The 26,747-nt window shown below is 69.9% G+C and carries 26 protein-coding genes; 16 read left to right on the plus strand and 10 right to left on the minus strand.

From position 1 onward, the window contains the following. Positions 1-101: 101 nt before the first annotated feature. Entirely contained in the window at positions 102-623 is a 522-nt protein-coding gene (locus EAO77_RS32125; RefSeq protein ID WP_147991851.1) for a hypothetical protein, read from the minus strand. Between the two features lie 278 nt (positions 624-901). Here EAO77_RS32125 and EAO77_RS32130 point away from each other — a divergent pair, with 278 nt between their 5' ends. From EAO77_RS32130 to EAO77_RS32140, 3 genes are all read left to right on the plus strand, one after another. After that, positions 902-1,687, plus strand: a complete 786-nt coding sequence (locus EAO77_RS32130) for an HNH endonuclease family protein (RefSeq protein ID WP_261994234.1) — start codon at positions 902-904, stop codon at positions 1,685-1,687. Positions 1,688-1,982: 295 nt separating this feature from the next. After that, a complete protein-coding gene (locus EAO77_RS32135; protein WP_147991853.1) occupies positions 1,983-3,395 on the plus strand; it encodes a hypothetical protein in 1,413 nt (470 codons plus the stop codon). Further along, on the plus strand, positions 3,392-3,589 hold the full coding sequence (locus tag EAO77_RS32140; RefSeq protein ID WP_010639982.1) for a hypothetical protein: 198 nt from the start codon (positions 3,392-3,394) through the stop codon (positions 3,587-3,589). Before EAO77_RS32135 ends, EAO77_RS32140 begins: the two co-directional genes overlap by 4 nt. Positions 3,590-3,628: 39 nt before the next feature. Here the strand turns inward: EAO77_RS32140 and EAO77_RS32145 are convergent, their stop codons facing one another. Further along, complete coding sequence (locus EAO77_RS32145; RefSeq protein WP_147991854.1) at positions 3,629-6,304, minus strand: ATP/GTP-binding protein; 2,676 nt, start codon at positions 6,302-6,304, stop codon at positions 3,629-3,631. A gap of 198 nt (positions 6,305-6,502) precedes the next feature. Here EAO77_RS32145 and EAO77_RS32150 point away from each other — a divergent pair, with 198 nt between their 5' ends. Beyond that, positions 6,503-6,778: a hypothetical protein gene (locus EAO77_RS32150; RefSeq protein ID WP_147991855.1), complete on the plus strand. Its 276-nt coding sequence runs from the start codon at positions 6,503-6,505 to the stop codon at positions 6,776-6,778. Here EAO77_RS32150 and EAO77_RS32155 read toward each other — a convergent pair. Then, entirely contained in the window at positions 6,742-8,577 is a 1,836-nt protein-coding gene (locus EAO77_RS32155) for a zeta toxin family protein (RefSeq protein WP_261994235.1), read from the minus strand. The genes EAO77_RS32150 and EAO77_RS32155 overlap by 37 nt on opposite strands. Before the next feature lie 126 nt (positions 8,578-8,703). Here EAO77_RS32155 and tap point away from each other — a divergent pair, with 126 nt between their 5' ends. The 4 genes from tap (at position 8,704) to EAO77_RS32175 (ending at position 14,691) form a co-directional block, all read left to right on the plus strand. After that, positions 8,704-10,911: a telomere-associated protein Tap gene (gene tap, locus EAO77_RS32160; protein WP_147991856.1), complete on the plus strand. Its 2,208-nt coding sequence runs from the start codon at positions 8,704-8,706 to the stop codon at positions 10,909-10,911. Positions 10,912-10,914: 3 nt separating this feature from the next. Continuing rightward, entirely contained in the window at positions 10,915-11,472 is a 558-nt protein-coding gene (gene tpg / locus EAO77_RS32165; RefSeq protein WP_147991857.1) for a telomere-protecting terminal protein Tpg, read from the plus strand. A 631-nt stretch (positions 11,473-12,103) separates the two neighbouring features. Next, the gene (locus EAO77_RS32170) at positions 12,104-14,215 is read left to right on the plus strand and encodes a hypothetical protein (RefSeq protein ID WP_147991858.1); all 2,112 of its coding nucleotides are present in this window, start codon (positions 12,104-12,106) and stop codon (positions 14,213-14,215) included. Beyond that, complete coding sequence (locus EAO77_RS32175) at positions 14,212-14,691, plus strand: hypothetical protein (protein WP_147991859.1); 480 nt, start codon at positions 14,212-14,214, stop codon at positions 14,689-14,691. Before EAO77_RS32170 ends, EAO77_RS32175 begins: the two co-directional genes overlap by 4 nt. Before the next feature lie 333 nt (positions 14,692-15,024). Here EAO77_RS32175 and EAO77_RS32180 read toward each other — a convergent pair whose 3' ends face one another. Both EAO77_RS32180 and EAO77_RS39020 read right to left on the minus strand, forming a co-directional pair. Further along, complete coding sequence (locus EAO77_RS32180) at positions 15,025-16,335, minus strand: helix-turn-helix domain-containing protein (protein WP_187283512.1); 1,311 nt, start codon at positions 16,333-16,335, stop codon at positions 15,025-15,027. A 312-nt stretch (positions 16,336-16,647) separates the two neighbouring features. Further along, positions 16,648-17,298: a hypothetical protein gene (locus EAO77_RS39020; protein WP_187283513.1), complete on the minus strand. Its 651-nt coding sequence runs from the start codon at positions 17,296-17,298 to the stop codon at positions 16,648-16,650. 131 nt (positions 17,299-17,429) lie between these two features. On the opposite strand from EAO77_RS39020, the gene EAO77_RS32190 reads away from it, so the two are divergent. Beyond that, positions 17,430-17,651 carry a hypothetical protein gene (locus tag EAO77_RS32190; RefSeq protein WP_147991861.1) on the plus strand — a complete coding sequence of 74 codons (222 nt, stop codon included), beginning with the start codon at positions 17,430-17,432 and terminating at the stop codon, positions 17,649-17,651. A 61-nt stretch (positions 17,652-17,712) separates the two neighbouring features. Beyond that, positions 17,713-18,621: a hypothetical protein gene (locus tag EAO77_RS32195; RefSeq protein ID WP_147991862.1), complete on the plus strand. Its 909-nt coding sequence runs from the start codon at positions 17,713-17,715 to the stop codon at positions 18,619-18,621. 70 nt (positions 18,622-18,691) lie between these two features. On the opposite strand, the gene EAO77_RS32200 is transcribed toward EAO77_RS32195, so the two are convergent. Beyond that, positions 18,692-19,186 carry a hypothetical protein gene (locus EAO77_RS32200; protein WP_147991863.1) on the minus strand — a complete coding sequence of 165 codons (495 nt, stop codon included), beginning with the start codon at positions 19,184-19,186 and terminating at the stop codon, positions 18,692-18,694. 132 nt (positions 19,187-19,318) lie between these two features. Here EAO77_RS32200 and tpg (EAO77_RS32205) point away from each other — a divergent pair, with 132 nt between their 5' ends. The 4 genes from tpg (EAO77_RS32205) to EAO77_RS32220 all read left to right on the plus strand — a co-directional run bounded on the left by tpg (EAO77_RS32205) (position 19,319) and on the right by EAO77_RS32220 (position 22,589). Continuing rightward, positions 19,319-19,912, plus strand: a complete 594-nt coding sequence (tpg, locus tag EAO77_RS32205) for a telomere-protecting terminal protein Tpg (RefSeq protein ID WP_147991864.1) — start codon at positions 19,319-19,321, stop codon at positions 19,910-19,912. 102 nt (positions 19,913-20,014) lie between these two features. Continuing rightward, positions 20,015-20,806 carry a hypothetical protein gene (locus EAO77_RS32210; protein ID WP_147991865.1) on the plus strand — a complete coding sequence of 264 codons (792 nt, stop codon included), beginning with the start codon at positions 20,015-20,017 and terminating at the stop codon, positions 20,804-20,806. Continuing rightward, positions 20,803-21,081, plus strand: coding sequence for a hypothetical protein (locus tag EAO77_RS32215; protein WP_147991866.1), 279 nt, complete (start codon positions 20,803-20,805; stop codon positions 21,079-21,081). Before EAO77_RS32210 ends, EAO77_RS32215 begins: the two co-directional genes overlap by 4 nt. A gap of 1,250 nt (positions 21,082-22,331) precedes the next feature. Further along, the gene (locus tag EAO77_RS32220; RefSeq protein WP_147991867.1) at positions 22,332-22,589 is read left to right on the plus strand and encodes a hypothetical protein; all 258 of its coding nucleotides are present in this window, start codon (positions 22,332-22,334) and stop codon (positions 22,587-22,589) included. Positions 22,590-23,003: 414 nt separating this feature from the next. Here EAO77_RS32220 and EAO77_RS32225 read toward each other — a convergent pair whose 3' ends face one another. Beyond that, a complete protein-coding gene (locus EAO77_RS32225; RefSeq protein ID WP_147991868.1) occupies positions 23,004-23,477 on the minus strand; it encodes a helix-turn-helix domain-containing protein in 474 nt (157 codons plus the stop codon). Continuing rightward, positions 23,474-23,662, minus strand: coding sequence for a hypothetical protein (locus EAO77_RS32230; protein WP_261994236.1), 189 nt, complete (start codon positions 23,660-23,662; stop codon positions 23,474-23,476). Before EAO77_RS32230 ends, EAO77_RS32225 begins: the two co-directional genes overlap by 4 nt. A gap of 576 nt (positions 23,663-24,238) precedes the next feature. On the opposite strand from EAO77_RS32230, the gene EAO77_RS32235 reads away from it, so the two are divergent. Together EAO77_RS32235 and EAO77_RS32240 are read left to right on the plus strand one after the other, a co-directional pair. Then, a protein-coding gene (locus tag EAO77_RS32235) for an IS5 family transposase (protein WP_261994237.1) occupies positions 24,239-25,062 on the plus strand; the annotation gives its coding sequence in 2 pieces (ribosomal slippage) (positions 24,239-24,562 and positions 24,565-25,062; 822 coding nt in all). 4 nt (positions 25,063-25,066) lie between these two features. Then, positions 25,067-25,393 carry a hypothetical protein gene (locus EAO77_RS32240; protein ID WP_147991870.1) on the plus strand — a complete coding sequence of 109 codons (327 nt, stop codon included), beginning with the start codon at positions 25,067-25,069 and terminating at the stop codon, positions 25,391-25,393. Between the two features lie 189 nt (positions 25,394-25,582). Here the strand turns inward: EAO77_RS32240 and EAO77_RS32245 are convergent, their stop codons facing one another. After that, positions 25,583-25,984, minus strand: coding sequence for a hypothetical protein (locus EAO77_RS32245; protein WP_147991871.1), 402 nt, complete (start codon positions 25,982-25,984; stop codon positions 25,583-25,585). Then, on the minus strand, positions 25,935-26,747 hold an 813-nt coding region (locus EAO77_RS32250), incomplete at its 5' end, for a helicase associated domain-containing protein (RefSeq protein WP_187283514.1). The genes EAO77_RS32250 and EAO77_RS32245, both read right to left, overlap by 50 nt.

The following is a 26,747-nucleotide window of genomic DNA, read 5'->3' on the forward strand; positions in this document are numbered from 1 at the left end:
GAACAAGCCGTCTGCGGCGTCCCACCAGCCCACCTGGTGGGACGCCAGCCCCGGACGCCGGCGCCAAAACTCCACCGCATAGAGGTGTACCGGGTGCAGCGCTATCCGGCTGGCTGCAGTGCCCAGTAGTGCGGTTCGATGGGGGCCCTCCTGACCACGATCCGGCCGGTCACGCCGGGGTCGTCCACGATCTTTCCGTACGAGGGGGAGAAGTCGCCGGGCGTGTGCTCGATGTCGGCCCATACCACGCTGCCGGGCCCGGCGGAGCCGTAGGAGACGGTCCACTCGGTGTACCGGTCACCGCAGCTGGCGACCGACACGCTGTACTGCGACGTCACCTTCAGGCAGGTGCGCGGGTCCGAGCCCGGCGGAGAGACCTCCATCATTCCGTCGGGGCGGCGCAGCACCTGCCAGTTCGCCGAGGTGTTCGCGTTCTCCGTACAGTCGCCCAGCGACACCAAGCCCATATTCGAGTGTGTCTTGGGCCAGACCAGGCATTTGCCGTCCGTGAGGGTCGCGAACCGGTAGACCCCGTCGGGGAGCGGGGCGGCGTGGGCGGGTTGCGCGAGTGCCGCGGTGGCCGCGAGCGCGGCGGCCGCGACGGCGATGACGCGTGAACGCATGGGGTGAGACTCCTCGAACAGTCGTGGTCGATCCGACCGCACGGCACAGACGCGGTGGAGGGCAGTTGCCGCCGGAGACGGCGGCGGCACTGATCTTGAATGACCGGCCCGTCCGGCAGCGGCCCCGCGGCGACCGCTGTCACTCGTCCGGCCGAGCCGTGTCATCCGATGGCATGGCGGTACGGGATACGGCCTCGACGAATCATGAGGTGACCCGGACGGTCTTCTATGGCTGGGAATATGATGCTGCATCAGCCAACCAGCCGGGGGATCCCGCCGTGTCCGTACGCCTCCACCGTCTCCGTCTGCCTGTTCACGCACTCACCGCCGTCCTGCTCTCCGCCTCCCTCGCCGCCTGCGGCAGCGCGGCCGAGGACAAGACGGCCGACGCGAAGCCGAGTACGACGGCCGGCTCCACGTCCGAGGGCGCGTCGTCGGGGACGGCTACGCCGTCCGCGACCCCTCCACCGGCGGCGCCCGGCGGCAACGCGGCCGGCGGAGGGATGCCGCTGGCCGAGGCGATCGGAAAGCTCCCCGCCGCCGCCGAGGTCCGGGACGGCTACAAGCGCACCAGCTTCAAGCACTGGATCGACGAGGACGACGACAGCTGCGACACCCGCGAGGAGGTCCTCCTCGCCGAGGCCCTCGAGCCCCCTCAGCAGGGCGCGGGCTGCAAGATCACCGGCGGCTCCTGGATCTCCTTCTACGACGAGGTCGCGGTCACCGAGGCCGGGAAACTCGACATCGACCACATGGTCCCGCTTGCCGAGGCCTGGGACTCCGGAGCGGCGGCCTGGACCGCCGAACGCCGTCAACGGTACGCCAACGACCTCGGCTTCGACCGGGCGCTGGTCGCTGTCACAGCGAAGACGAACCGGTCCAAGGGCGACAAGAACCCGGCCCAGTGGATGCCGCCGGCCGCCTCCGCGAAGTGCGCCTACATTGCGGATTGGGTCGCGGTGAAGCTCCGCTGGGGGCTCGCCGCCGACACCGAGGAGACCGCCGCACTCACCCGCTACGCAACCGATTGCACCACCACCATCTCGTACGAACCCGCCCCCTGACCTTGCCCAGCCGGAGACGCTGATCACCGAGCGGTGGATGTGGGCTGATGAAAGGGGAGCTCCATCAGGCAGGCCCATGTGGCGTGAATCACAGCAGGTGTCGGAAGAATGAGTGCCGGATCAGCTCTCTCCCGCCGCAGGTAGGTGAACCGACTTACCAAAGCAACAAAGGAGGCCCGAGATGCCTGCGGCTTCAACGCCGGATCCGGCACCCGCGGATACCGCTCAGCGGATTGCTGCAGCACCGTCCGAGGTAACTGGAGCGCTGCTCGTTCCCTCGGTGGAAGGATGCGGCTTGTCCGAGAACGTGGCGCTCGACGAGCTGAGCGACGCCGGGCTTGCAGCACCGGTGGACGGGACCGGCCTGGCCATGGACAGGTCCGATCTGGATCATGGCGCCTTCTCGCTGCTTGACGACGCCGTCCTGCACTCGGGGGGCCTGGCTGACGTCGTGGACACGGCCGCCTTCTGGTCTGGCGTCAGCGACTCCTTCAAACCGCTGATCGGTCTCAGCACGATGCTCAGCGAGTTCACCGCGCGGGCGAACTTCGGCCTCGCCCCGGCTCTAGCCGGCATCGAGGTGGCCGTTCCCCGGCTACCCAACATCGGAGAGGTGGTCGGCCAGTCGCTGCTCGACGGGCTGGGGGCGCACAATGCCGCCCTGTCGGCGCTGGCGGATGTGCGGCCCCAGATCCTCTCGCTGTCCGAGACCGTGAACTCCGTACTGCCCTCCGTCGCGAACACCTTGGGGCTGCTGGACGGACTCAGCCCGGCCAAGGCGGCCTTGTCTGCAATCGAGCCGCAGCTCAGGAGCCTTGCGGGCGTGGTGCGACCAGCCGCTCTGTCATCGATGGCTGACGCCTTCCAGCCGCTGTTCGGTCTCGGTGAACTCGTTCGTCAGCCGCACTTCGACCTGTCCCCGGTGTTGGAAGGTCTCCCCGCTCTGCTTCCCCCGCTGCCCAGTCTGGCGAAGATGGCAGAGACGCTCGCACCATACTTCGCCGTCCAGGTGGAAGTACCGCGGATGATGCAGGAGGCCCTGCGCACCCTGCCGTCAGTGGCGGACCTCATCGGTGGCCATATGGCCGACCTCTTCGCCGGGGTCCGGTCCGTCGCCGACTGGGCGAAGCGGCTGAGGCCATCGGTCCTTGCCGAAGCCCGCTATGCCTTCGACGCGTACATGAAGGGCGACACGGAGCCGATGAAGGACTTCCTGCACCGCTGCCTGCGTCTGTGGCCGGTGCTGGAGGACCACTGCCAGGCCCTGGCTGTGGCGATGTTCGAACGCGCGTGGGAGCAGGAAGCCGACCTCACCGACGACCAGTCGGTGCGCAGGGTCCTGGTCCGGTATGCCCGCCAGGGCTGCGACTTTGAACGCGATCACCAGATCCGCGGCGCCTCGGTCGGTTACATCCCGGAGGGCTGGGAGCAGCCGGACACCGTGCCCGGGCCGGAGGATCTGGTGATTCCTCGCCTCGTTCCCTGGGCCCAGCGGTTCGAGACCGCTCCGGTGCGCTACGTGGCAGGCCGGCTCAACGAGCAGGAACAGGCCCTGGTCCGTGTCTGGTCGGAGAACCACCGCATGACGTGGCCCAAAGCATCGGACCTCGTGCAGCAGGATGAGGCACAAGGAGAGCGGGCCCGACGCAAGCTGCACCGGCTCGGCAAAGAGTGGCGCAGGCGCGAGCACCTTCAGGAGCTGTCGTGAGTGCGCCGTCCGACCGGTCGCAGGAGCCGCTGATGACGGTGCGGGCCGCGGTCATCCTGATGCTGGGCACGCAGATCGCCGTGGCTGCTGGCGTACTGACCGTGCTGGCTGGGAACGCATGGGCTGTCGCCGTACTGGCTGCCGGGGGCGCCTTCGCCGGCACGGTCGCCTTCGCACGGTCCGTGATCGGCTGAGCTGGCCCTGGGCGAACAGGACGCCCAGGGCGGGCCCCGTCACGGCGAAGTACGCAGGGCGTCGTGGCGGGCGGTGACCAGCCCTCGCCATCGCCGCCGTGTGTGCTGTGCTCCGTCGATCCAGTGGGTCGGTGAGGCTTCCTCGAGCGGCAGGCTCGCCCTGAAGGCGGCGATGTCGCCGTAGTAGGCGAAGTCGCCACCGCGGGTGTTCTCGCGCAGCCGGGCGATCGTCGCGGACGCCTGGTCCTGCTCGTCGCGGACGGCGTGGTGGAAGGTGAGAGCGAGGTCCAGGGCGAGCTCGGTATACGTGACGCCCGCTGTCTGGATCTCGGCGCGCAGCACCTGGGCGCGGTCTTCGATGTCGGCGTCGGTGCGGCCGGCGTCGCGGGCAAGCGCCGCGATATGGGTGATCAGGGTGGTGGCGCGCATATCCACGCCAGCCAGCAGCTGCTCGGCGAGGGCGAGCTCACTGTCGGCGGCGGCCGGGTCACAGAAGGCGAGGGCGAAGGCGCGGTGAGCCTGGCTGTTGCCGCGCTCACCTGTGATGCCGTGGTGTTCGGCCTCGTCGCGTGCGGCGGCGTACGCGAGGGCGGCGCGGTCCATGTCGCCGTGGGGCCACCAGATGTCGCCTTGGACGCGGTGGTGGCGGCCTTCCCAGCCCAGGGTGTGGGCGGTGGCGAGGGCGGTGGGGAAGTCGCCGGCCATGCGGGCGAGATGGGCGAGTCCGCGGCGGGCGGCGGGGGCGAGGCGGCCCTGGCCGTCGGCGACGGTCTGCATGCCGGCGCGGGAGGCCGGGCTGTTGCCGAGGTCGCGGTGGGCCTTGGCCCGGTAGTACAGGGCCATGTGCTGGAGGTCGTCGGGGAGCAGATGGCTGCCGATGACCGCGGTGAGGCGGGCGACGGTGTACGAGCGGTGCTGGTGCTGGCGGCGGGCGAGTGCGCTGAGGAGTTCGACCAGGGCGTCGGCGGCCGTGTCCAGTCCTGTGCTGTCTGTGTCGGGTGGGGCGAGGGGTTCCCACACCGAGTCGCTGACGTACGCCCAGGCGGCGTCGGCGAGCCAGCCCAGGTCGAGACGAAAGTCGCGGGCCAGAGTCAGGCCCTGGCGCAGGCAGCCGACCAGGAGCATCCGGTTCCGGCCGGTGCGCGCGCTGAACTGCTCGCCGAGGGCGGCGAGCGCACGCTGGGCGGCCTGCTCCCAGTTGCGTGTCGACCAGGGGTCGTCGGCCTGGTCGTCGGCGCCGCGGACGGTGGAGCGGATCAGCCCGTGCAGGTGGTACGGCCACAGGCCGAAGACGTTCTCGCGGACGAAGGGCCGTTCGATCAGCCGCAGGGCCGGCGCTTCGTGGCGAAGGCCGGCGGCCGCGGTGGCCAGGTGCAGGTCGAAGGCGTCCAGCAGGGCCACGGATCGCAGGACGTGCCGCTCGTCGGGGGTGAGGTCGGACAGGGTGCGGGCGATCAGCGCCGGGAAGTCGTGGTCGAAGTCGTCCGGCTGCGGGGTGCGGCCGGCGCGGCGGATCTCCAGGAACCGCATCACCGACAGGTCCAGGTAGAGGGGCAGGCCGTGGGAGCGGCCGGTGATGACCTGGCGGATGTCTGCGCTGATGAGCGGCTCGCCGTCACGGGTGAGGCGGCGGGCGAGGTGGTCGTCGCAGTCCTCGGGGGAGAAGTCGCCGACGAGGACCTGCCGTCCGTGGCCGTGCGGCGGCCGGGCGGCGCGGGCGGCCGGGATGGCAGCGGGCAGGGCCAGGCCCGGCCAGGCGGCGGGGCCGGTGTAGTCGAGCTGCCCTTGGAGAGCGACGTCGGCCCATTGCAGGCGGGAGCGGCCGGTGATGACGAAGAAACAGTTCGGCATCAGCCACACCACCCGCTGGATGAGGCGCTCCAGGTCGCGGTGCGTACGGTCGCCGACGTCCTCGAAGGTGTCCAGCAGGATCACCGGCAGGACGCGCTTGTCCGTCGGCAGCTGGGCGAGCTCCCAGGCCAGCAGGTGCGGGTAGAAGGACAGCGCCTCCAGGTCGCATTCGGCCTCCAGCAGGTCCGCCAGCCGCGCGCACCCGGCGAGCGCCCGTACGGTCTGGCGCCGCTCCCGCAACGCCCCCGTGAGGGAGCCGACCACCGCGCCGACTGCCGTGCCGACAGTGCCGGGCAGAAGGAGCGCCTGGGCGACGTCGGCGAGGGCGGACTGCATCTGCTGGGGCATCGCCTTGCCGAACCGGCCCGCCAGGCCGCCGCGGCGCAGGTACTCCTCCAGGCTCTCGCCGGGATGCTGGCTCTCCCAGTAGCGGCGAAGGGCGATGTCGAAGGCGGGCAGCGGGCGGCCCAGCTCGGCGAGCGCGGCCCGGATCGTGAGGACGACGTCCTCGAAGGACGTGCCGGCCGAGCGCGCGAGATCGATGCGTACGGGCAGGATCCGCTCCCCTGCCCAGGTGGGCTCACCCCACTGGGCGGGCCGCTGGTCGGCCCCGGCGAGCGCGGCCTCCAACTTGCGGGACAAGGTCGTCTTGCCGATCCCGCCGACCCCGTGGAACACCATCACGTTGTGCCGCGGGCGCTCTAGGTCCTCGACATCGAACCCGGCAGCGGTGACCTGCCGCAGATGTTCGGCCAGCGCGGCCGCGACCAGCTCCCACTGAAGCTGCCGGTTCGTGAACGCCTCCACGGCCGTCAGGCCCCGGTCGTTCGTGCTGAACAGCGCCCGCAGATCCCGACCCGCCACGCTCCACCCCCCGAAACGATGATCACCTGGGGCCAACCTATGCCCGTGCCGGGCCCCTTGGAGAAGCATCTCCCGCAGGGGCCGCAGCGCCCAGGAGCCCTGCCCCCGGCTCGTGGCGCGTCGCGGCACTGGGCCACTGGATCCGGCCAGGGAGACAATGACCGTTTCCAACCAAGATCAACACGAAGGCGGTGGGCCGTGTCCGACAACCCCAGCCCCGATTTCTCCGGCCTGGAGGGCGGCGAGGAGCAGGCAGCCGAGGAGGCCATCCAGGAGGTGATCAACTGGTACAACACCCAGCTCCTCGAGGAGCGCCGCTCGCCCGTGCCGGACGAGGGGCGGGCCGAGGAGCTGAAGGCCGGCAGGGAAGCCGCCCTCGCAGATCGGGCCCAGCTGGCGACGGCGGATCCGGAGGAAGCTGGCCGGGTCGCCGCCACCTACGCCGCCGGGCTGAAGGAGCTCAAGGAGTCGTAGCCGGCGGACCTGCTCGGTACGGGCAGGGGCCAGAGGCGCGGGTGCGGCCGGCCGAGGCGAGCCGGCTGCACCCGCGCGGGCATCAGCGGCCGGGCGAGCGCGGCGATCTCGTCCAGCTCCTGGCGGTGGCGGGGGAGCGCCCGGCGCAGGCCCTGATGGAGGCGGAGGAAGGCCTCGGCCTCCTGATCGGTGTAGGGGCGGAGTCGCTCTGCGGCCAGAGCCCACGAAGCCCGCCCGGCGCCGGAGCCGTTCTCGTGGCGCAGCAGGGCTTGGCCGTCCCGGCGGATCACCGTGATGGCCGTGATCTGCGGGTGCTGCTCGGCGACGGCGACGACATCGGCGAGCGCACGGAAGCAGGTGTCGTGTCCGGAGCGGCTGGTGAACCGGCCGGTGCCGCCGCGTTGCAGGGCACGGGCGTAGCGCAGCGCGGTGGAGAGCCGGCTGTCGGCCTCCCTCACGGCCAGGACGACGAGTTCGACCGGGTAGCCGGTAGTCGCGAAGGGCAGCGCGCTGGCGAGGAACTCCTCCACGCTGCCGGGGGCGGCCTCGATCAGGACGTCACCGCGCCGCTCGCGGACGTACTGCTCGGCCCAGGCGAACCAGGACCGGTAGTCGGCGCGGATCGCCGCTCCGGCGCTGCGGGGGTCGTCGCGCAGCAGCTGGAAGTAGTCGGGGTGCTGGGCCTTGAAGTCGTCGCCGACCAGCCGGGTCGTGCCGGGCCGCATCGCGCGGCGGACCATCCGGGTGGCCAGCAGCTTGCCCGCCCCGGGCTGCCCCATGACGTAGACGGTGCGCGGATCGTCCCGGGTGACGATGCCGTCCAGGTACGACGGGACGATCAGCTCGTCGAAGACCCACCGGTGCTCGGTGGTGGAGAGCCGGTGGTAGTCGACGCCCGGCGCGCGCCGTCGGGCCTGGGCGATGCGACGGACCGGCTCGGCGAGCGCTGCGGCCCGCCGCGCGTCCCGTACGACGGCCAGGCGCTCGTCCTCGCCCGGCACATCGCGGTGCACGCGCACCTCGGCACGGGCTATCTCCTGCTGGAACACAGCCGTCTCCCGGGCCGTCCAGGCGCGCGAGCGGCCTCGGGCGACCGCCTTGTCGGCGGCGGGCCGACGCCGCCACGCGCCGGCGACGAGCTCGTTGTCATACAGCACCGTGCCGGAGCGGGTCACCACGGTGATGCGGTCGGCGAGCTGCTCGGCCTCGATGACCGCGAGCGTCGCGAGCATGTTCTTCGCGCAGGAGTCATGGTTCGCCCAGGTCACGAACCGTCCACCCGCCCCGCCGGAGGCCTCGGTGAGGAAGCGATCAATGATGCCCAGCTGGCTTAACGCCTCCGGCGTCGCGAGCGCGACGACCTCGATCCGGTGCCGGGAACGGCGGTACGCCGCCGCCGACGCACGGAAGTCATCGGGGTCGGCGAGGGCGGATTCGACGACCGCGTCCAGGCCGTGGTCACGGACGTACTCCTCGACGGCTGCCTGCCAGAAGCTGGTGTCCGGCCGGACCTTCGCGCCGGCGGTCCGGACGTCGGCGGCCAGCGCTGCGGCGTAGTGGCAGTGGGCGGCCTTGTAGAGGTCGCGGCCGATCCGCACGGAGCCACCGCGCCGCCCGAGTGCCGCCTGGACCAAGTCGGCGGCGTTGGTCTTCCCGGCCCCCGGCTGGCCACCGACGAACACCACGACCGGACGGGCCTGGGGCGCAGCGCTCGCGGCGGCAGTGGGCAGGATCACCCGCCTCAGCACGGCCCGGCTCTCGCGGTCCGGAAGCACGGCGTAGCCGTCCAGGTCGTCCACAGAGCCTCCAGCGCTTCCCGGTCTAGATCGTCCCGGGAGACCATAGCCGCAATGAGCAATCCATGTGAAATTCAATGCGCAATCCGAGGTGCGATTGAGATATGGTGTGCTGTGGAGGTGAGCTCTGTGCCCATTGAGAACGAGCTGTTCAGCGCCGTCGATGCGCTGCTGGAAGAGGTCGCTCAGGACGATCTCCCGACACCCGAGGAGCGCAAGCGTCTGCGCGAGGCCGCCGGGCTGAGCCAGGAACAGATCGCCAAGGCATTGAAGAGCCGGCGGGAGACCATCGGGAACTGGGAGTCTGGCGTCACAGAGCCGCGGCCGCCGAAGCGCGCCGCGTACGCCCGGCTGCTGGAGGGCCTCGCCGCCCGCTTCCCCGCCCCGGCCGCCGAAGCGCCCGCCGCGCCCCCGGCGCCGGTGATCCCGGAGGCGTTCACCGGCTCCGCCCCCGTTCCCGCCCCGGCCGCCGAAGCGCGGGTGGCCCCGGCTGCTGCCGTACGCCCGGCGCCCGCCGCGAAGCCCGCCTCGTCGTCCCGGCGCCAGGGCGCGAAGAAGGCGGCGGCGAAGAAGACCACGGCGTCGGCGGCCGACGTCGACCCGCGCTTCGAGAACGGGCCGCTCGCGGTCGTCGACATTGACGCCGACGGGCAGGTGTCGGCGTACTGCGTCGGCGGCCTGGTCCTGGACGTGCCCGCCAAGACGATCCCGGCCCTGGTCGACTGGACGCTGGCGGAGGCGAAGCTCGGGCAGGCCCGGCTGCACCGCAACGGCCGGGACGCCGACCCGATCCTCGTCCTGACCGCGTCCGCGCTGGAGCGCTTCGGTCTGCCCGCCGCCCTGTCGGAGGAGGAGCGGCACGCGGGTCGTCTTCCGTCCGGCCACAAGGTGATCAAGCAGATCGAACGCGCTGGCCTGCAGATGACCCAGCGGGGCCTTGGCCCGTGGGCCCGGCTCTACCGCGACCCGGAGGGCTCCCGGCGGCGCTGCGTCCAGCTGTGCATCCTGCCGTGGAACGCGCTGGACACCCGGGAGTGGGGCCGCAAGGACGACCCGGAGCTGCTGCTGACGATGCACCCGGCCGACCTCGCCCGCTACCTCGGCCTGTACGCGGCCCGCGTGATGACGCCGCGCGGCTCCACCGCGACGACCGGCCTGGAGCTGATGACCGCGCTGCGCCCGCCGACCCGCTCGGAGAAGGACGAGGCCACCGGCGAGTTCAAGCGGGCGTTCAACGACGACGCCCTCACCCATCTCTACCCCGTGGTGGAGTGCGAGGTCCCCGACGAGCACCCGATCCTCAAGGACAAGTTCGCCCGCCACCACATGCGCACTCCGGCAGAGATGCTGATGGAGGAGGCATACGACTGGTGCCGGCCGCTGACCGATGAGGAGTGCGCGAACCCGTACCTGGTCGCCATCGACATCAACATGTCGTACGCCGCGGCCGCGAACGGGCTCACGATCGGGCTGAACGGGCCGACCCACCTGACCGGCAACCCGACGTTCGACGCGTCGCTGCCCGGCTCCTGGCTGGTCGACCTGTCCCACGTCGACCTCTCCCGCGTCCGGGTCAACGGCCGCACCGTCGACGGCGACCGGCTCCCCTCGCCGTTCACGCCGACCGGCGAGCGCCCCACCGGCCCGGCCTGGTACTCCACGCCGACCGTCGCCTACGCCGTGGAGCTCGGCTTCGACGTCGCGCCGATCGAGGCGTACGTGCGCACCCAGACCGGCCGCTACCTGGACTCCTGGTACAAGCGACTGCGTGATGCGTACGTGGAGACGATGGCCGACATGGGCGTCACCACCGACCTCCAAGGCGAGGAGTTCCTCGAGGCGATGGCGCGGCGCAAGCAGACCGACCCGACGATGGCGCTACTGGAGACCGCGATCAAGGCCACGGCCAAGGGCGCGATCGGCAAGCTGCGCCAGCGCTCCCGGGGCCAGGTGCCGTACTACGAGCCCTACCCGGCGCTGGAGCGCGTGAACTGGCGCCCGGACATCCGGGCCGCCGTCCTCGCCAACCAGCGCACCGGCCTGCACCGCAAGCTGATGAAGACGGCGGCCGCCGCCGACCTCTACCCGACCTCCATCGGCACCGACGCCATCGTCTACCCCTCGCCCGGCCCGTCCCCGCTGGACCTCCTGCCGACCACGCCCGAGGGCAAGCCGGTGCCCGGCGGCTTCCGGCTCGGCGTCTCGCCCGGCATGGTCAAACACCAGGGCACCCAGACCGTCTTGTGGGCGGAGCAGCAGTTCGAGGAGCGCGGCGGCGTCTTCAACATCTCCAACCTCATCAAGACCGCCGACCCGACCGCCGGAGAAGGGGAGTAACCCATGGTCGACTCGCTCGGGGACAGCCTGGACCGCGCACTGGAGAAGGCGTTCACCCGCCCCGCTCCCAAGAGCGCCCAGGCCCAGATGAAGTACCTCGTCAAGCAGCTCAAGGGCACCAAGGCCGCCGCCCAGGCCCTCGGGGTCTCCCAGCGCACCGTGGAGCGGTACGTGACGGGCAAGCTCAAGCGGCCCCGCCAGGACCTGCGCGCCCGCCTGGAGAGCGAGGTCAAGAAGAGGTGGCAGCCGCAGGTCCGCGCGAAGGCGAGGCAGAAGGCGGCGACCACGACCGGGCTGGTCGTCTCCACCCGCGCCCGCTTCGGCTTCGAAGCCGCCGGGGGCACGACCGACGATGCCCGGATCCGGGACATCACCCAGGCCCTGCCGCCCGAGTACGCCGACCAGCTGTTCACCGCCCGGGAGCAGGGCGTCGGCGAGGCCCAGCTCCGGCAGATCGCCGCCGACGGCCTGGCCCGGATGTACTTCCGCGCCAACAACAGCAGGGCGCACGGCCTGGACGTGGAGTTCACCGACGTGGAGCGGCTCGACATCGACCTGTAGCCCGCTCCCGCACGAGCGCCGCGCCCCCCCGGCATTCGAGCTGCCGGGGGGCGCGGCGCTTCGCATCCTACGGAAGGCCCGTCACGGTCAGGCCGTACGCGCGGCACGGCACCGTGCCCACCAGGACAGCACGGCGCGGTGGCGGCGTTGATGGCCGGTCGGAAAAGCGCAGAGCGGGGCGACGGCGGTGACGGCCCGGGTAAGGAGCTCGCGCAAGGCGGCCGTCCTATCCAGGTCGGGCTGCTACTGCCCACCGCGGGAACCGAGCAAGACCGAAAAGGCGGAGACGAAGGGCTGATGGTGCGTTAATCTGGTGGGCGCCGACGCTCGCGCGTCGGCCGCGTACCGCTCCGGTTATGCAGAACCGCACGCCACAGGGTTGGACCTGCGGCGTGAAGAGTGGCTGGCGCCCGTCCACGACGGGAGTCCGGGTCCAGATGGCCTGGCCGACCAGCAGCTCGCCTGGCTCTGCGGAACGCCGGTCGGCACGAGAGGTCCCGGACACGAGCCGAGGACTGACCGTGACGACGCTCGCCGCCCTGTGACGGCGCGCAGTGGAGTCCCAGGCACGGTGCCGGGACGGCAGGCCCGGCCTGCAGCGCGCTGATCCCCCAGAAGGGCGAGATCGATCGTGAACACTTTCGGTGACGAGAGCAACAACCTGCCCCCTCTGCTGCGTAAGCCCGACCCGGTGTCCGACCCGGTGCCTGTGGCTCAGCTGCGGGGCGCCCGCAAGGCCCTGACCGAGAACCCCGCCAGTCCCCTGGACGACGGCGCGGCCAGCATCGTCACGGCGGGCGCGGTGGAACCGATGCTGCTGCGCAAGATGATCGAGGCGCAGGGAGAAACCGCGGAAGCCGGGCTGTTGATGGCCAAGCCCGTGGCCGGCGGCACGCTCTACGCCATCCCACCGCACCGGCGCTTCCTCGACCTGGACGTGCTGCCGGACTTCGTCAACCAGCGGTGGGCCCACAAGGTGTGGACCGCTATGGACGTGGAGACCTCGACCGCGGCGCCGATCACCTACGAGACCTTGATCGACGAGGAGAGCGGCGAGCCGCAGGCGGTCTTCGTGGTCCGGATGCCGAACCGCAAGGCGCTGGCAGACGCGGTGACCAAGAGCATGCGTCGGACGTTCTACGCGCAGAACGGGAAGAACGTCTACACCGAGAGCGTGCTCCAGCAGGGCGTCAAGGAGCCGATGACGCTCTTCCTGGTCCGCGTGGTGTACGACGACGGCACCCAGGAGACCTTCACCGTCGCCGGAGACGGCAACAGCCGGCTCGTGAGCATGTGGCTGGCCCGCACCGGCGGTGACATCGACGAGGCTGCCGCCGCGTGCGTGGCCGCTGTCATCGGCTCGGTGGACCGCTCCGGGCCCCGCCGCCCGGCCGACCAGCGTGCCGCCCGCACGAAGGTGGCGGAGATGGCCGCCCGCGTCCGCCGCGGCCTGGCCGAACCCACGCTCACCGAGGCGACCCGCCGCGAGGGCCACACCATCACCTTCCCCGCCATGGTGATCGTCGGCGCGGTCACGGAGGACGGCTCTCCCATGCCCGACCTCGTGGCCGCGCGGGACGACCTCGTCGCCAACCTGCACGTGAACGTCACCGCGTGGACCGAGGGCGCACAGAACACCCAGGGCATGCAGCGCGTCTACCGCCACGCCCTGCACAACGGCCTGATCGACAAGGACACCTATCGAATCCTGCTCGGCGAGGTCGCCGCCGAGCAGATGCACCAGCTCCTCGGGCTGCCGCCGCACCGGCTGTGGTCCTCCGCGCTCCACCAGCAGACCGTGCTGGCCGGCTACCGCGCCGAACAGATGAACCTGCTCATCAAGCAGGAGTTCGGCATGGGCAAGGCCGACCGGCAGCGTGTCAGCGACCACCTGGCGCCCATGGCGCTGTCCGCGTACCGCAGCTCCGAGCGGATCGAGCCCGCCATCCGCGCCTTCGGTAACGGCGGCACGATCACCGACGCGGTATGGAAGCAGCCCTGGGAGCTGAGCACCGGCGACGACGCCTTCAAGGTGCTCGACGACATCTTCTCCAAGGCGGTCAACGGCGACACCGCCGCCGTGGCCGAACTGACGGTGCTGGGCGGGACGGCGGCGATCCTCGACGGGTACATCACCCGCGACCGTGGCTCCAAGGTGGGCGTCACCCGTGAGGGCGGCAAGGCGCCGTTCCGGGCCAGCCCGAACAAGCTGCTGGCCATTCTGGCCTCCACCCACGGCGGCCTGAGCATGCTCCACTCCATCGCGCGCGCACACATCGCGGCCGACCCGGGCATCCTGCCCAAGCGCTACCACACCTACGACCACGAGGTCGACGGCGTGATCGTGCGCGACGGCGACCCGGTCCGCGACAAGGTGGGCGCGCTGGTCACCATCGACTACGAGTGGGACCTGGTCTACGCGGCCGACCCCATCGGTGCCGAGGCCGCTATCGCCGAGAACCGGGCGGCGCTCGGCAACAACCACACCAAGGACGACGACCGGATGGCCGAGGACACGCGCCAGCGGCGAATCCTGGAGCAGGGCATCAAGAACGCCCGCAAGGCCGTCAACACGTTGGCCAAGATGGTGCCGACCCGGGGCCGCGAGGTCTTCGGCAGCCACGAGGGCGTACAGATGCTGCGCGAGCACCTGCGCAAGGTCGACGACATCCTTGTCGCCTTCGGCCCCGAGCGGACCGCAGTGCTGGACCTGGACGACGAGGGCGACGGCGACGAGGAGTGAGCCCGGCCATACTGATCCCCCGGCAGATCACCCGCCAACTTTTCCCTGCGGTCAAGAAGTTGGCTCCACTGCTCAACGCCGCCGCCTTCACCAACGACGGCATCCTGCGGGCCGAGCTGACCTGCCGTGCCGCCGTTGCGACGGTCCGGCGGGAGATCACAGCGGCCAGCGCGGTGTACGTCACCTGGGACGTGCGCGGCCGCTGCCGCTATGTCGGCAGCGTTCACCGCGGGGCACCCACGGCAGTGAGTAACCGGCTTGCTGAGCATCACCAGCACCGCACCGAAGGGGGCGTACGACGGGAGGAGTGGGTCCTGCTGACGGTCCTGCCGATGCGGGTCGACGCCTCACCGCCGGTCGTCCTGGCCGCCGAAGGGTGGGCTGCTCGAATTCTCAGCCCGCTCGATGGTGTCGCCCATCCCCAGATTGACCTCGTACGACCGCCCGCGGTGATAGCAGCGGCCATGGGCACCTAGACGCCTGTAACCCCATTCCGTCACTGACAAGGGCCTGTTCTCCCAACGGGAGAACAGGCCCTTACGCCATGGGCCGGTCTGGGGCATGTCACGCGAACCGGACGGGACGATGTGGCCGGATGGCGGATCCCCGGCTTCGCGAAAGCACGGCTTGTCGAGATGGGCATCCCGCTGGCTCCGTGCCTCATCGAAGCGAACAACACAAGGGCCGCCGGCCTCGAGGTGTTCTCAACGACGTACTCGACCTCGACATCCAGATGTAGAACGTCCGAGCAAAACGCCTGGTCCCCGGCATTGGAGCTGCCGGGGACCAGGCATTTCCCAATCTACGGGCTACACCGGCATCGGGGCGGTGGCCCGGTAGCGCTCGACCAGGCTCTCCATGCCGGTCAGGCCGGCGTCCAGGCCGAGCTGGCGGAGCCAGTCGTCCACCTGCTCCTGGCGGTCGGTGAAGCTGCGCAGGTCCAGCGCCGGGTTGGCACGGAAGACGCCACCGGCCGATGCCCCGGCCTCCGGGATCTCCTCCAGCCCGTGGGAGGCCAGGAGTTCCTTGACCTGCCGGTCCGCGACGAGATGGAGCTCGCGCGGCTGCGCCACCAGGGCGGGGTCGATGTCGGCGATGCGGGCGATCTCCGCGACGACCTTGGGATCGACGGCGGTCTTCAGCAGCCCGTCGAACAGGACGGCCAGGTCCGGCACCGGGTACCGGTGCGTCCATCCCGCCTTCCCGCGTCCCTCGGCGTACTGGCAGACCCGGGCGATGACGTCGATGGTGACGCTCGCGACCGCGGACGTCGCAGCGCCGTACGGTTCGGGCAGGTCGACCGACACGATCGCCTCGACCAGGTGCGTCTTGTCCGCGGGCCAGCCGGCGGCCTGCCACACCAGCCGGGCCTTGCGGGCCCTGTTGTGCCCGAGCCGGCGGAAGCCCGTGTCGTAGTCGATCGCCCCGTTCCCGAGGTTGCGCAGGGCCGGAGGGAAGGCGGAGTCGTTCAGCGCCTGGGCGAGGGCGTCGACGGTCCTCTCCGACAGCGGGCGCCAGGCGCCGGCCTGGCCCATCGGGAGGTTGATGCCGGTGCGCAGGATGAAGTCGGCGGTGGCCTTGCCCTCGTTGTCCCTCTCCAGGTTCGGGGACATGACGTTCTGCCCCATGGGCAGCACTCTTGCCGACGGCTCCTCCCGGGCGAGCTGGAGGAGCCGGTTACGGTCGGCGGTGGCGTTGCGTCCGCTCAGCCGGATCGGCGCTTTCAGTTTCACCAGCACCGGCCGGGGCGCGACGTCGGCGTCCACCCGGATCACCACCACGCTGCGCCCCGACTCGTCGTCGAGGGGCACGTTGAAGAAGGCCGGCTCCCAGGGCGGATCGAGCATCGTGCTGCACCCGCTGACGATCTGGTCGATCGTCGCCTGGGCGTCGACGCCGACGACCCGCTCGATGCCCGGCTCCACCCTGTCGTTGATGCCGACCAGGATCATGCCGCCGTAGGTGTTCGCCATCGCCGCGATGGTCTGCACCAGGCTGGAGGAGTACTCGCTCTTGTACTCCAGCGTCAGGCTCTCCACCTGGTCCAGACGCGCGGCGAGGGCGCGGATGCGCTCGATCGTCAGGTCCGCCGCCGACGCGGCGAACAAAGAGTTATTCATCGCCCCATATTCCATCAACGGCCCTATCTCCACACCGAATTACCGGGTTCGGCTGAACGCGACAGTCTCGGCCCGAGGTGAACCACCTCACCTGCAGTCTCCTGCGGCCCCGACCGATCGGTCGCGATGATGCGCAGGATGGCGTTCGTGAGCTGCTACAAGCCGGCGGTCTTCAGCATGGCGCTCAGGGTCTCCAAGCACACCGAAGATCAGCTCCGGCATATCGCCGCCGAGGGTCTGGCCCGGATGTACGTCCGCGCCAACAGCGCCCTCGCGCACGGCCTGGACGTGGAGTTCACCGACGTGAAGTGGCTATGGAGTCTGGCCGTGCTCGAAGCGGGCAGAGCGGGCTGCGCGGTAGGCAGCGTGCGCGGCCTCGTCTCGGTCCTCGCTGATGAGGCCGCCTCCGCCGACCCAGTTCCCCCACAGGGTCCCCCGCCCCTCCCAGCCGATGTACGGTCCGTCATTTCCGACGAGTCCGCCCTCGGGCGTGATATCGATGCCGCCGGCGAAGAAGCAGGCCATGCCCTGGAACACGTCTCCCTTGCGGAAGGTGAGCACTGTGTGGGCCGGCTGGGAGTATCCCGCGTGCTCGCCGGTGGTCGAGTCGACCAAGGCGTCGGCGGGACCGATCGGGCCCAGGATGAGCAGCCGCACCTGATGCTCGTCGATCAGGTGCGGGCCGGCCGGGTTCGGGAGGCCGAAGTGAGGGATCACCGCGTGGAAGAGCAACTCCACGTCGAGCTGCTCCTCAGAGCCCTTCACCTCGACCCAGAGCTTCTCCTTGGGCAGCCAGAAGTCGGGCAGGTACGGCTTGCGCTTGCTGTCCGGGCCGACGGCGTAGCCCTGCGGTTCGTACTCCCAGCGGATACCCATCTTGTCGAAGAAGACGGCCCACCGTGCTTCCAGGCGGGAGCGGAAGCGGTGCCCGGCGTAGCTGGTCTCTATGGCTCGGATGGACACCTGGTCTCCGTTCAGACGGTGCGGTGACTTGTTACGGCAGCGCCGGGAGGGTTCGCCAGCATCCGGCATCCCGGTCAGGTGGACACGAGGGGATGGTGGCACAGCGCACCGACAACGAGATACTGGCCGACATGGCAGAAGGCATAGATCGCCAACAGGACGTCACCTACCAGGCGCCGGTCGGTTGCGTTGACCGCAGGGCGTTCGACGACGACGGCAACTCGTACGACATCCGTGCGTGCTACGACTGTCTCCCGTGGCACGCCGAGGTCGTGGTCATCGAGGGGGACATCCTCGTCAGGGAATGGCATGCCGTCGGCTGCCCGCAGTTCCAGCAGCTCATCCGGGACTGAGCAGGTGCCGGTTGTGCCGTGAGCGTCAGCCCTCGAGGCCCTGGTGCATAAGCTCTCCGACATGAGCGAGGAGAGCCTGCACGAGATCCTGGGCGACATCGAGCGGTCGGTCCGCGACTTCACCGGCGCCGAAGCCGCCCTCGCGGAAGCCGAGCAACGGCGGGACCGCACCCGCCAGGCCGTCCTGGAGCAGGTCGAGCGCCTGCGTGCCGAGGTGAATGCCCACCACGCCCCCAAGTTGATCGGCGTGCTCAGGCACCTGTACTGGCAGCAGCCCGGCATTCACGGACGCCCCCTCGCAGAGGCCGCCGGCCTCAACCTCCACGACATGCTCGCCGCGATCGGCCCGGCGCCGTCGGGGATCCTGTGCGCCGACTGCGGCACGGAACTGCTGCGCACCAGCCGCTCGTGGAAGCCGCCGGCCCGGTACGGGCCGCCGCTGTGCCCGGACTGCGTCAGCCAGGAGCGCGACGCGCAGTGGCGGCAGTATGGGGTGGAGCGCCTGAGGGCCCGCATCGTCGCCGAGGCCCTGGTGCAGGCGCGAGCCGTGGACTGGCGTGCCGCTGCCGAGCTGGTGCTCGCCTTCCCGCCGCTGTCCCAGGAGGTTGGCCGCGGCACCGTCGCAGACCAGCAGGACGGCGTCTGGCGCGGGTGGGAGAACGCCCGGGTGATCCGCAACCGCCTGATCGCGGCGGCCGCCGACGGTGACGACACCATGGGCGTTGCCGTCGAAGAGGCGCAGCTCCTGGTGGACACCGCGCTGCGGGTTGCCGACTGGGACACGGCCCGAACCCGCGACATCGTCGACCCGATCACCCTTGAACCGGCGCTCGCCCTGCTCACCCGGCTCAAGCGCGAGGTCCGCATCACCGTTGAGGCCGCCCGGCAGCGCGCGGACGCCGCGTACCCCGAGGGCTACGAGTTGAGCAAGGACGAGGAGTCCGAAGCCTGGCGCAGTACCGGCGGCTGAGGGGCTGACCTCCCCGGCCGTGGCAGGCGGCCGGGGCCTCCGGCAGTGGGCGGGAGGCGGCGGCCAGGGGTCAGCTGGCGGCGGCCTTCTTCTCGGCGAGCGCCTTCTTGGCCTGCTGGTACTCCTCGTACGTCACGGCGTTCACCGCTTCCCTGTGGGTGAGCACCTTCACCACGTCGTCCTGCTTCATCGGGCTGCCCGCGAACTCCAGCATCAGCTCCACCATGGCCAGGCTCTTCCAGTCCCGCAGCTCCGCCTCGTTTAGGAGCTCCGGGCCGCTGGCCTCCATCATGTCGACGAGCCGTTCACGGGCCCGCCACTCCCGGCGCCGGCGCCACCAGCCTCCGCCCGGCCGCTTCAGGTCCCGCAGCTTACGGATCTGCTCCACCATCGCCCGGATCTGCGTCTCCTGATCCGGTGTCCATGCCTTCCCAGAACCGTCGGCGAGGGCCTGGACGGCCTCCTGGGCGGCTTCGCTCCCGTCGCCCGGCTCATCGCCGCACAGCTGCTCCACGGCCTTCCTGAGCGCCGCTTCCGGCGCGCTCGCATCGTCGTGCTCCGTCACGTTCTCCCCTTCTCCTCCGGACGCGCAGCATGCCTGCCGTGCGGCACCCCGGGCAATCGAACGGCCGGCCTCGCACAGGTGCCGCGTCAGCGCCGTCCTCTGTCCACAGCCCCACTCCGATGGGGTGTTCGTATGACTGAAGAGGAGAAGGCACAGCAGGCGGCCCGGACGCGCTCCAAGCTCTTGGAGGGCCTCGCCCGTGCGGAGCGGAAGCTGTTCACTCGCCCCGCGCCGAAATCACCGCACGCCCAGATGAAATTCCTTCGCACGCGGGAGAAGGGCTCCACCAAGTCCCTGGCGGAGCGCCTGGGCGTCTCCCGCAAGACGGTGCAGCGCTACCTCTCGGGCGAGTCCACCAAGCCGAACAAGCGCCTGAAGGAGACCCTGGTGCAGGAGACCGAATCGGAGTGGCAACCGCAGGTCAGAGCACGTGCGAGGCAGCACGCGGCGTCCTCGGGCGGGATGGTCATCTCCTGCCGTGCGTACTTCGGATTCGGCCCGGAGGGCACCTCGGACGCAGGCCGGGTCCGGGACATCAGCGTGGCCGTCAGCGCCTTCCACGCGGCCGCCATCCTGACCGCCCAGGAGGACGGTGCGACGCAGAGCGATCTGCACGATGCCGTCGCGGAGGCCATCGCGGACACCTATTTCCGTCAAGCCGGTGGCGGCCGTGCGGGCCTGAAGGTGAAATTCGCGGACGTGGAATGGTTGAACATCGCGTTTTAGCAGCGCGGAATTCGAGCGTGCGGTAGACCTGTGCGACCGGACCGCCGAACCGAATTACCGGCCGGTCCCACATTTCCGTATCCGAGCCGAAGGCGAGCCCTGATGAACACGTCCGACAGGCGGCGGTCGCGCCGTCTCCCCGAGGCCCGCGGCCGCGCCGACGTCCCGCGCACCCCGGTCGACTACGCGAAGGTCGGCCGCAACGCGGTCCGCCGCCGCGCCACCGGCATGACTGCCGCCGAGGCCGCGGCCGCGCACGAGGACGCCCTCCTTCATCAGCACATCGACCGCGACCGCGAGGACCTGGCCGACGACGAACGCGGCCCCGCCGAAATCGCGGAGTGGCAGCGCATCGCGCAGCTGCTCGCCGCAACCGGCGGAACGTACGCCCCGAAGACCGACACCGTCGTCCAGGACGAGCTCGCCGCCGAAGCCGCGGCGGCCGCCGAAGCCGAAGCCGAACTTCTCGACCTGGAGCTGGAGCAGCAGCGGCAGGAGCGGCTGCACTCGGGCGGGCTGCCCGAACGGGCCCACATGCTCATGGCCCTGGAGAAGGCCGGCCTGCTCGGCACGACCGGTGCGCACCACGGCGCCGAAGGCCCGCTCGTGCTGCACGAGCCCGAGGACACGGACGCGCTGGACTACCTGAACGAGTGCGGCGAGTTCTACGAGATGTTCCGCATCCTGGAGAGCTACGGCATGGCCCCTCCCCCGGGCCCGGACGCCGTTCCCGCGTCGGTGCGGGCGCACAGCGCGCTCCTGCGGGCCATGGCGGAGGCCAAGACGCTGGAGGGCTTCGACGTGCGCCACGCGGTCCGCCTGGCGCAGGCCGACCCGGACGCCGTCCTCGCGCTCGCCGCCTGGATCAAGAAGCCCGCCCGGAGCAGCCGATGAGCGCCGCTGACCGCGTGGTCGCCGCCTGGTCGCAGTCGACCGGCTGCGGCACCCGCCATGAGGAGCTGACGGCCGACGGCCAGGTCCACGTCGACTACGCGCCGCCGCTCGGGGAGCCCTGGTTCGAGGGCGACGACCGCGACGACCGCGACTACAACCCGATCTGCGACTGCCCACGCGTCCCGCGCCAGTTCTGCCTGGAGTGCGCCGGCTGCGCCGCCTGCGGGCAGTGCGCCGGCCCGCACATCTGGCCCCCGCTCGCGAGTTCAGACTGACCCGCCGGAGGCACAACGCGGGCTGCACCACTCCAGGCTCCGCATCCCGCGTTGCGGGTCTGAACTGCGGCAACGCGCACAGCATCACGGCCAGCGCCCGCGTTGCACCTGTCCCGTGTCATCGAACCTGGACCGCTTGTCACTGAAGTTGGACCACTGCACGGTTCGTGCCRTCGAACCGTGACCGGCCTGGTCAGCCTAGTTCCGGACCAGTCGACAGCTCCGGAGTTTCACGCTCGATGGAGCCCATGCAGTGGGCAGCCTGCCGCAGCAACATGTTCATCTTGAACCGCGTCCTCGATAGAGACGCCCGGTCACGTGAAGATCATTCCCTGAGCAGTTACGGAGCCCTTGTGCCTCTCATCGCCGAGCACAGCACCAACGCCCGGCCGTACTACAGGCTCGTGGAGGTATACGACTCGGATGCCTACCTCGGCGACGATGAGTCGTTGCAGCGGTCAAGGACTCAGGTCCCTACGACTGAGTAGTACACCCTCGACCTCTGGTTCGTACGCGAATCCGTACCAGAGGATGACTGGGACGAATAGCCCGTGCGCTACGGCGATCCTGACGCTGAGTACTTGCACGAGTTCCTGACGACCTGCGCTGGGCCGCTCGACCAGACACCCGGGCGTCTAATCGCCGTCCTCGACCCCGACGTGCCCGCCATCTACACCCTGATGGATGGTGCTCCTCAACCACCGACACCGACGGCCGACTGACCGGATGCAGGCAAGGGATGGCACTCCGCCTCGTCCCCGGGCAGGCGCGAAGTCGAGCTGGCGAGAAAGCTGAAACAAAAGCGCCGACCAGTTCGGCGCCATCGAGCGTGAACTCCGGAGCTGTCGACTGGTCCGGAACCGGGCTGACCAGGCCGGTCACGGTTCGAYGGCACGAACCGTGCAGTGGTCCAACTTCAGTGACAAGCGGTCCAGGTTCGATGACACGCGACAGCACCGTGCGTTGCACGTCCTCGGCAGACCATGCTTCCGGGACGTGTCACGCTGACAGAGGGTGAGCGTGACACCGGCTGCCGCGCCCCCTCGAGAAGTGTCACGCCGCCTCGAATTCGCCCCTATATGTCCGTTCCTGGAGGCCGTAGGCCCCCTCCGGGCGGCCTCTGCCGGGCGGAGCGTGACACATAAGAGTTGAACTCCTGAGCGCCAATGGGTACCCCTCGCCCGAGTCCGGCGTGCCGTGGGAAACCGCCCGCGACGCCCACCTCGCCCGCCTCGCCGACGAGCAGCCGCGTGTCGCCTGACCACAGCGCGCGCCGCTCGCGCGTCATCATGGTCGAGCCCGCTCTCACCCAGCTGACGAAGCTCACCGCGAGCGAGACGCACCGCCTGGACCGCGCGATCGTCGCCATCAGCGTCAACCAGGAGCTCGGCACCGAGGTGCCCGGCACCCTGCTGCGCGACTACGCCGACGAGGTCGACGGAGTCCGCGTCATCTACTTCGTCACCGCCCTGAGGACCATCACGATCGTCGCGTACATCGAAGCCTGAGCGGCAGACACAGCAGCGCCCCGGACCCGACCAGGTCCGGGGCGCTGCTGTGTCTGCCGCTCGAGGTGCTGCTGCCGGTGATCCGGGTGCCGGAGAGCGATGACATTCGAAGGCCGGCCCCAGGCGCCGCAAGGGTGCTGCTCGGGTAGCAGGCCGTGCTGCACCGGGAGCAGCACGCCGTGCAGCAAACGGGCGTTCGGCTGCTGCACGGCCCCGCTGCGACCGCGTACGGATCTGACACTCGCTGCCCGCGCTACGCCGACCGAGCTGGTGACGAGCTGCTTGGCCCAGCACGCGGAAACCTTTGTCCACCCGGACGGGGACCTCTGGTGTCGGCAGCGACACCGGGAACGCGATCGGAGCTGCACCCGTGGAGGTGCAGCTCCGATGTCCATACGAGGATGCCCGGCCGGGTCAGCTGACGGCGTGCAACGAACCGCGCCTCTTGGCGGCCGCGGCCTTCTTCTCGGCCGCAGCCGCCGCCCGCTTCTTGCGCTGCTCGGCGAGCTGGTCCTGGTAAGCGGCGACGGCCCGGTGGTAGTCCGCCACGTAGGTCTTGCTGTCCAGCCGGTCCGCCTTGAGCATCGCCTTGACGGCGTCCAGGGCGTCCTCGGGGGAGTTGTAGCCGGCCAGCATCGGGTTGATCTGGTAGACGCCGTTGCGGACCTTTTTGACGAGCTTGGCCAGCTCCAGCTCCCGCAGTGCGGCGTTCACGCTCGGACGGCTGAGCCCGAGCAGCTCACCGAGGGTTGCCTGGTCCACCGAGATACGGCCGCCAGCCTCGCTGCGCGCCCGGAGCTTCAGCAGCGCCCGGTAGGCGGCGGGCGGCAGGTCCAGGTCGGCCAGAAGACCGTCAGCATTGGTCGCCGACCACTTCAAGGTACTCACTGGGCTGATCCCTCCTCCTGGCGCTGCGCACGGGCCAATCGGCGTGCAGCGCGTTCCTCGGCCCGCTTCTTCCGCAGTTCCTCGATCGCCTCACGCATGTGCTCCAGCGACGGGAACCGCACCAAATCCGGCAGGCTCTCATCCTTGCGGATCTTCGCGATCGTCTGGTCCTGGTCGACCTGCACATTCGGCCTGACTGACTTTTCACTCGCGATCTGTCTCCTCAGTCGGTACATACCGGCGGCGATGTGTACCTCGTGAGGTGACAGATCGCGGGAAGTGCACGCCTCTGACCAGCAGGTTCTTGGTCTTGGTAAGTATTAGGTGGCTGAGGTCCACCCGAACCGACCCTGCGCATCCCGCAGTCGCACGACCGTCTCTTCGGGGTCCCGCCAACGACGGCCGGCCACCGCCACGTCCGAGGCACGCACGCCGACGAGCACCAGGCCGCCAAGCGCCACCCTGTCTCTGGCTCCGACCCAACCGCGAAGGCCCCCAGCCCCCTCTCAACCCCCAACTCATTCCGCGCTTTTCTCAGCCCCCCTTTTCGGGGTCCTCTAAAACCGACTCCGCAGCGCACTCAATTGCATTCACCGAAGTCCTGTCTAAGGTAAATTGCGAACCTTGAAAGAAGAGCACCTTCGAACCCCTTTTCTCCTCTCCAGTGGTGTAGCTTCATTCCAGTCTTAGAACGCCTAACACAATGAGGTGGATCGCTCCTGGTGGCCGTGTCCGGTCGTCGGGTTCGGCGTTGTCCGGCCATGGGGGCTTCACCGTGGATCGTGTCGGATGACCTGTGGGAGCGGATCGAGCCGCTCTTGCCGAAGCGGGAGCGACGGTTCAGGTACCCGGGTCGCAAGCCGGTTCCGGATCGGCAGGTGCTGTGCGGGATCCTGTTCGTGCTGCACACCGGCATCCAGTGGGAACACCTGTCCCAGGAGCTCGGCTTCGGGTCCGGCATGACGTGCTGGCGTCGACTGCGGGACTGGAACGAGGCCGGGGTCTGGCAGCAGCTGCACGAGGTGCTGCTGGCCGAGCTGAACGCGGCGGCCCGGCTCGACTGGTCAAGGGCGGTTGTCGACTCCAGCCATGTCAGGGCGTTAAAAGGGGGCTCCAGACAGGCCCGTCGCCAGTCGACCGGGGAAGGGCCGGCTCCAAGCACCACCTGATCACCGACGGACACGGCACCCCGCTCGCGGTCATCCTCACCGGCGGCAACCGCAACGATGTCACCCAGCTCCTGCCCCTGCTTGATGCCGTCCCGCCCGTCCGAGGAAGGCCCGGGCGGCCTCGCCGCAAGCCTCAGTCAGTCTTCGCCGACCGCGGCTACGACCACGACATCTACCGCGACCAGGTCCGGGCCCGTCGGATCCTCCCCGTCATTGCCCGGCGCGGCACAGCCCATGGCAGCGGCTTGGGCACCTACCGATGGGTGGTCGAGCGCACCTTCGCCTGGCTCCACGGTTTCAAACGACTCCGCGTCCGCTGGGAACGCCGAGCCGACATCCACGAAGCCTTCCTCAAGCTCGCGTGCTGCCTGATCACCCACCGCCAGGTGCTGGCCTTGGTCGGCCCGGCAGACTGATCGCATGAACCGAGACGCCCTGCAATCCGCACTGTCCCAGGACGGCTGCATCTCTGCACGCGCAGCTCTGGCCGAGTTGAAGGCAGGCGCAGACTTCGAGGTCTTCTTGAACCAAACGGCTTCTGCACAACAGCTCTGGGACATCTGGTCCTGGCGGCACGAAGTCATGCTCGACACGGGCGTCATACCTCGGCCCGGACTTGCGGAAGCCATCACCGGACTACAGGCCGCTGGAACAGCTCGGGTCTACATGGCGACCGTCACTGAATCGCAGAGACGTTTCACGATCTTCCTGTCGGAAGACCTCACCCAGTGCGTCGCCTGCTGGTGACTACCTCATTGTGTTAGGGACTCTTAGCCATTTCACCGGCAGTCCTTTGGTACGCCACTGCTCGATCTTCTGCGCCTTCCGCGCGGCGGTATGGATGCCGATCGGGGCAAGGGCGCGCCGGCCGCTGGCCGGGGTGGTGGCGACAAGATCGCGTCGGTGACCAGTTGATGCGATCTCTCCTGTATCGGTTCAGAAGAGGCGTGACTCGATGGGCACGGTGATGCTGGCCGGGTTGGTGTTTTCTACCTGGACGGGAATGCCGAGCTGGATGGCTGTGGGCGTGTAGAGGTCGGCGGCCACTTCCGGAGTGGCCAGGGATACGAGCAGTGCGTAGGAGACCGGCATGCCGACACGATCGGCGCTGTTGTTGTACTTCCACCAGCCACCGGCGGGGTAGACGGCAAGGACACCGCAGTCTGCGAGTTCCCGGGCGGTTCCGCGCCAGACGTCTGCGTGCAGGCAACCGCGGTCCCGGTTGGTGGGTCCCACGAGCCAGCTACGGTCCGAGTCGAAGGGGCGGATGGTGGTGCGGGCGTCCGGATCACGCCCAGTCGACGCCGAGAGCAGCGAGTCGGCTGCGCTGTTCCTCACTCAGCCCGGCACGCCGTGAGCGGGTGTTGGAGAGCCATACACCGAGCCTCTGCGGCCCGTCCGGCAAGTGTTCGACCCACGAGCGGGGGACCACGGTGCGGCGCTCCCGTTCGACGTACTGGGCGAGCGCCGCGACCCCGCGCTCGAACGCCGCGCTCGCCTCAGCCCCCGCCCGCTTCCCGCGCGCCGCAGCGGGCTTCTCGGCCGCCGACAGCGGCCGTACGCCGAGTTGCTCCAGGCGCTGGCGCTGCCCGGGGGCGAGGCGGTCCCAGTCCTGCCTCTGCACGGCGAGCCAGCGGCCGACGTCGACGCCGTGAACCATGGCACCAGGTTCCACGCCCCCGCCCGCCGGGACGCCACCTTCCCCCGCCGGGGTGCTCCCGCGCCCGAGGGCGGTCTTCAGGGCGGCGTAGGAGCGTTGCCAGTCGATGGGCCAGTCCGGGCGCCAGTCGGGGTCGATGGCGGCCAGCAGAGCGGCTCTGCGCGCTGCCTTGGCAGGGTTCTTGCCGAGCCCGTGCTTCTTCCGTGCGTTCGCCAGCCATTGACCAATGGGCTTATCCATGATGGAGGCCGTGACCGGAGCTGCGAGAGTTGCATACGCCTCGTAGTAGGCGCGCGCTGCGCCGAGGTTCTCCTCCCACGCCGCATCCGCCGGATCCCACACGATCCCCAGCTCGTCCAGCTTCTCCGCCCGCGGAGTGAGGATGCCGCCGGCCCGCATCGCCTGCCGCTGATCCGACAGCCACCTGCCCAGCGGAAACCC

This window comes from Streptomyces sp. T39 (assembly GCF_008042045.1).
GTDB lineage: Bacteria > Actinomycetota > Actinomycetes > Streptomycetales > Streptomycetaceae > Streptomyces.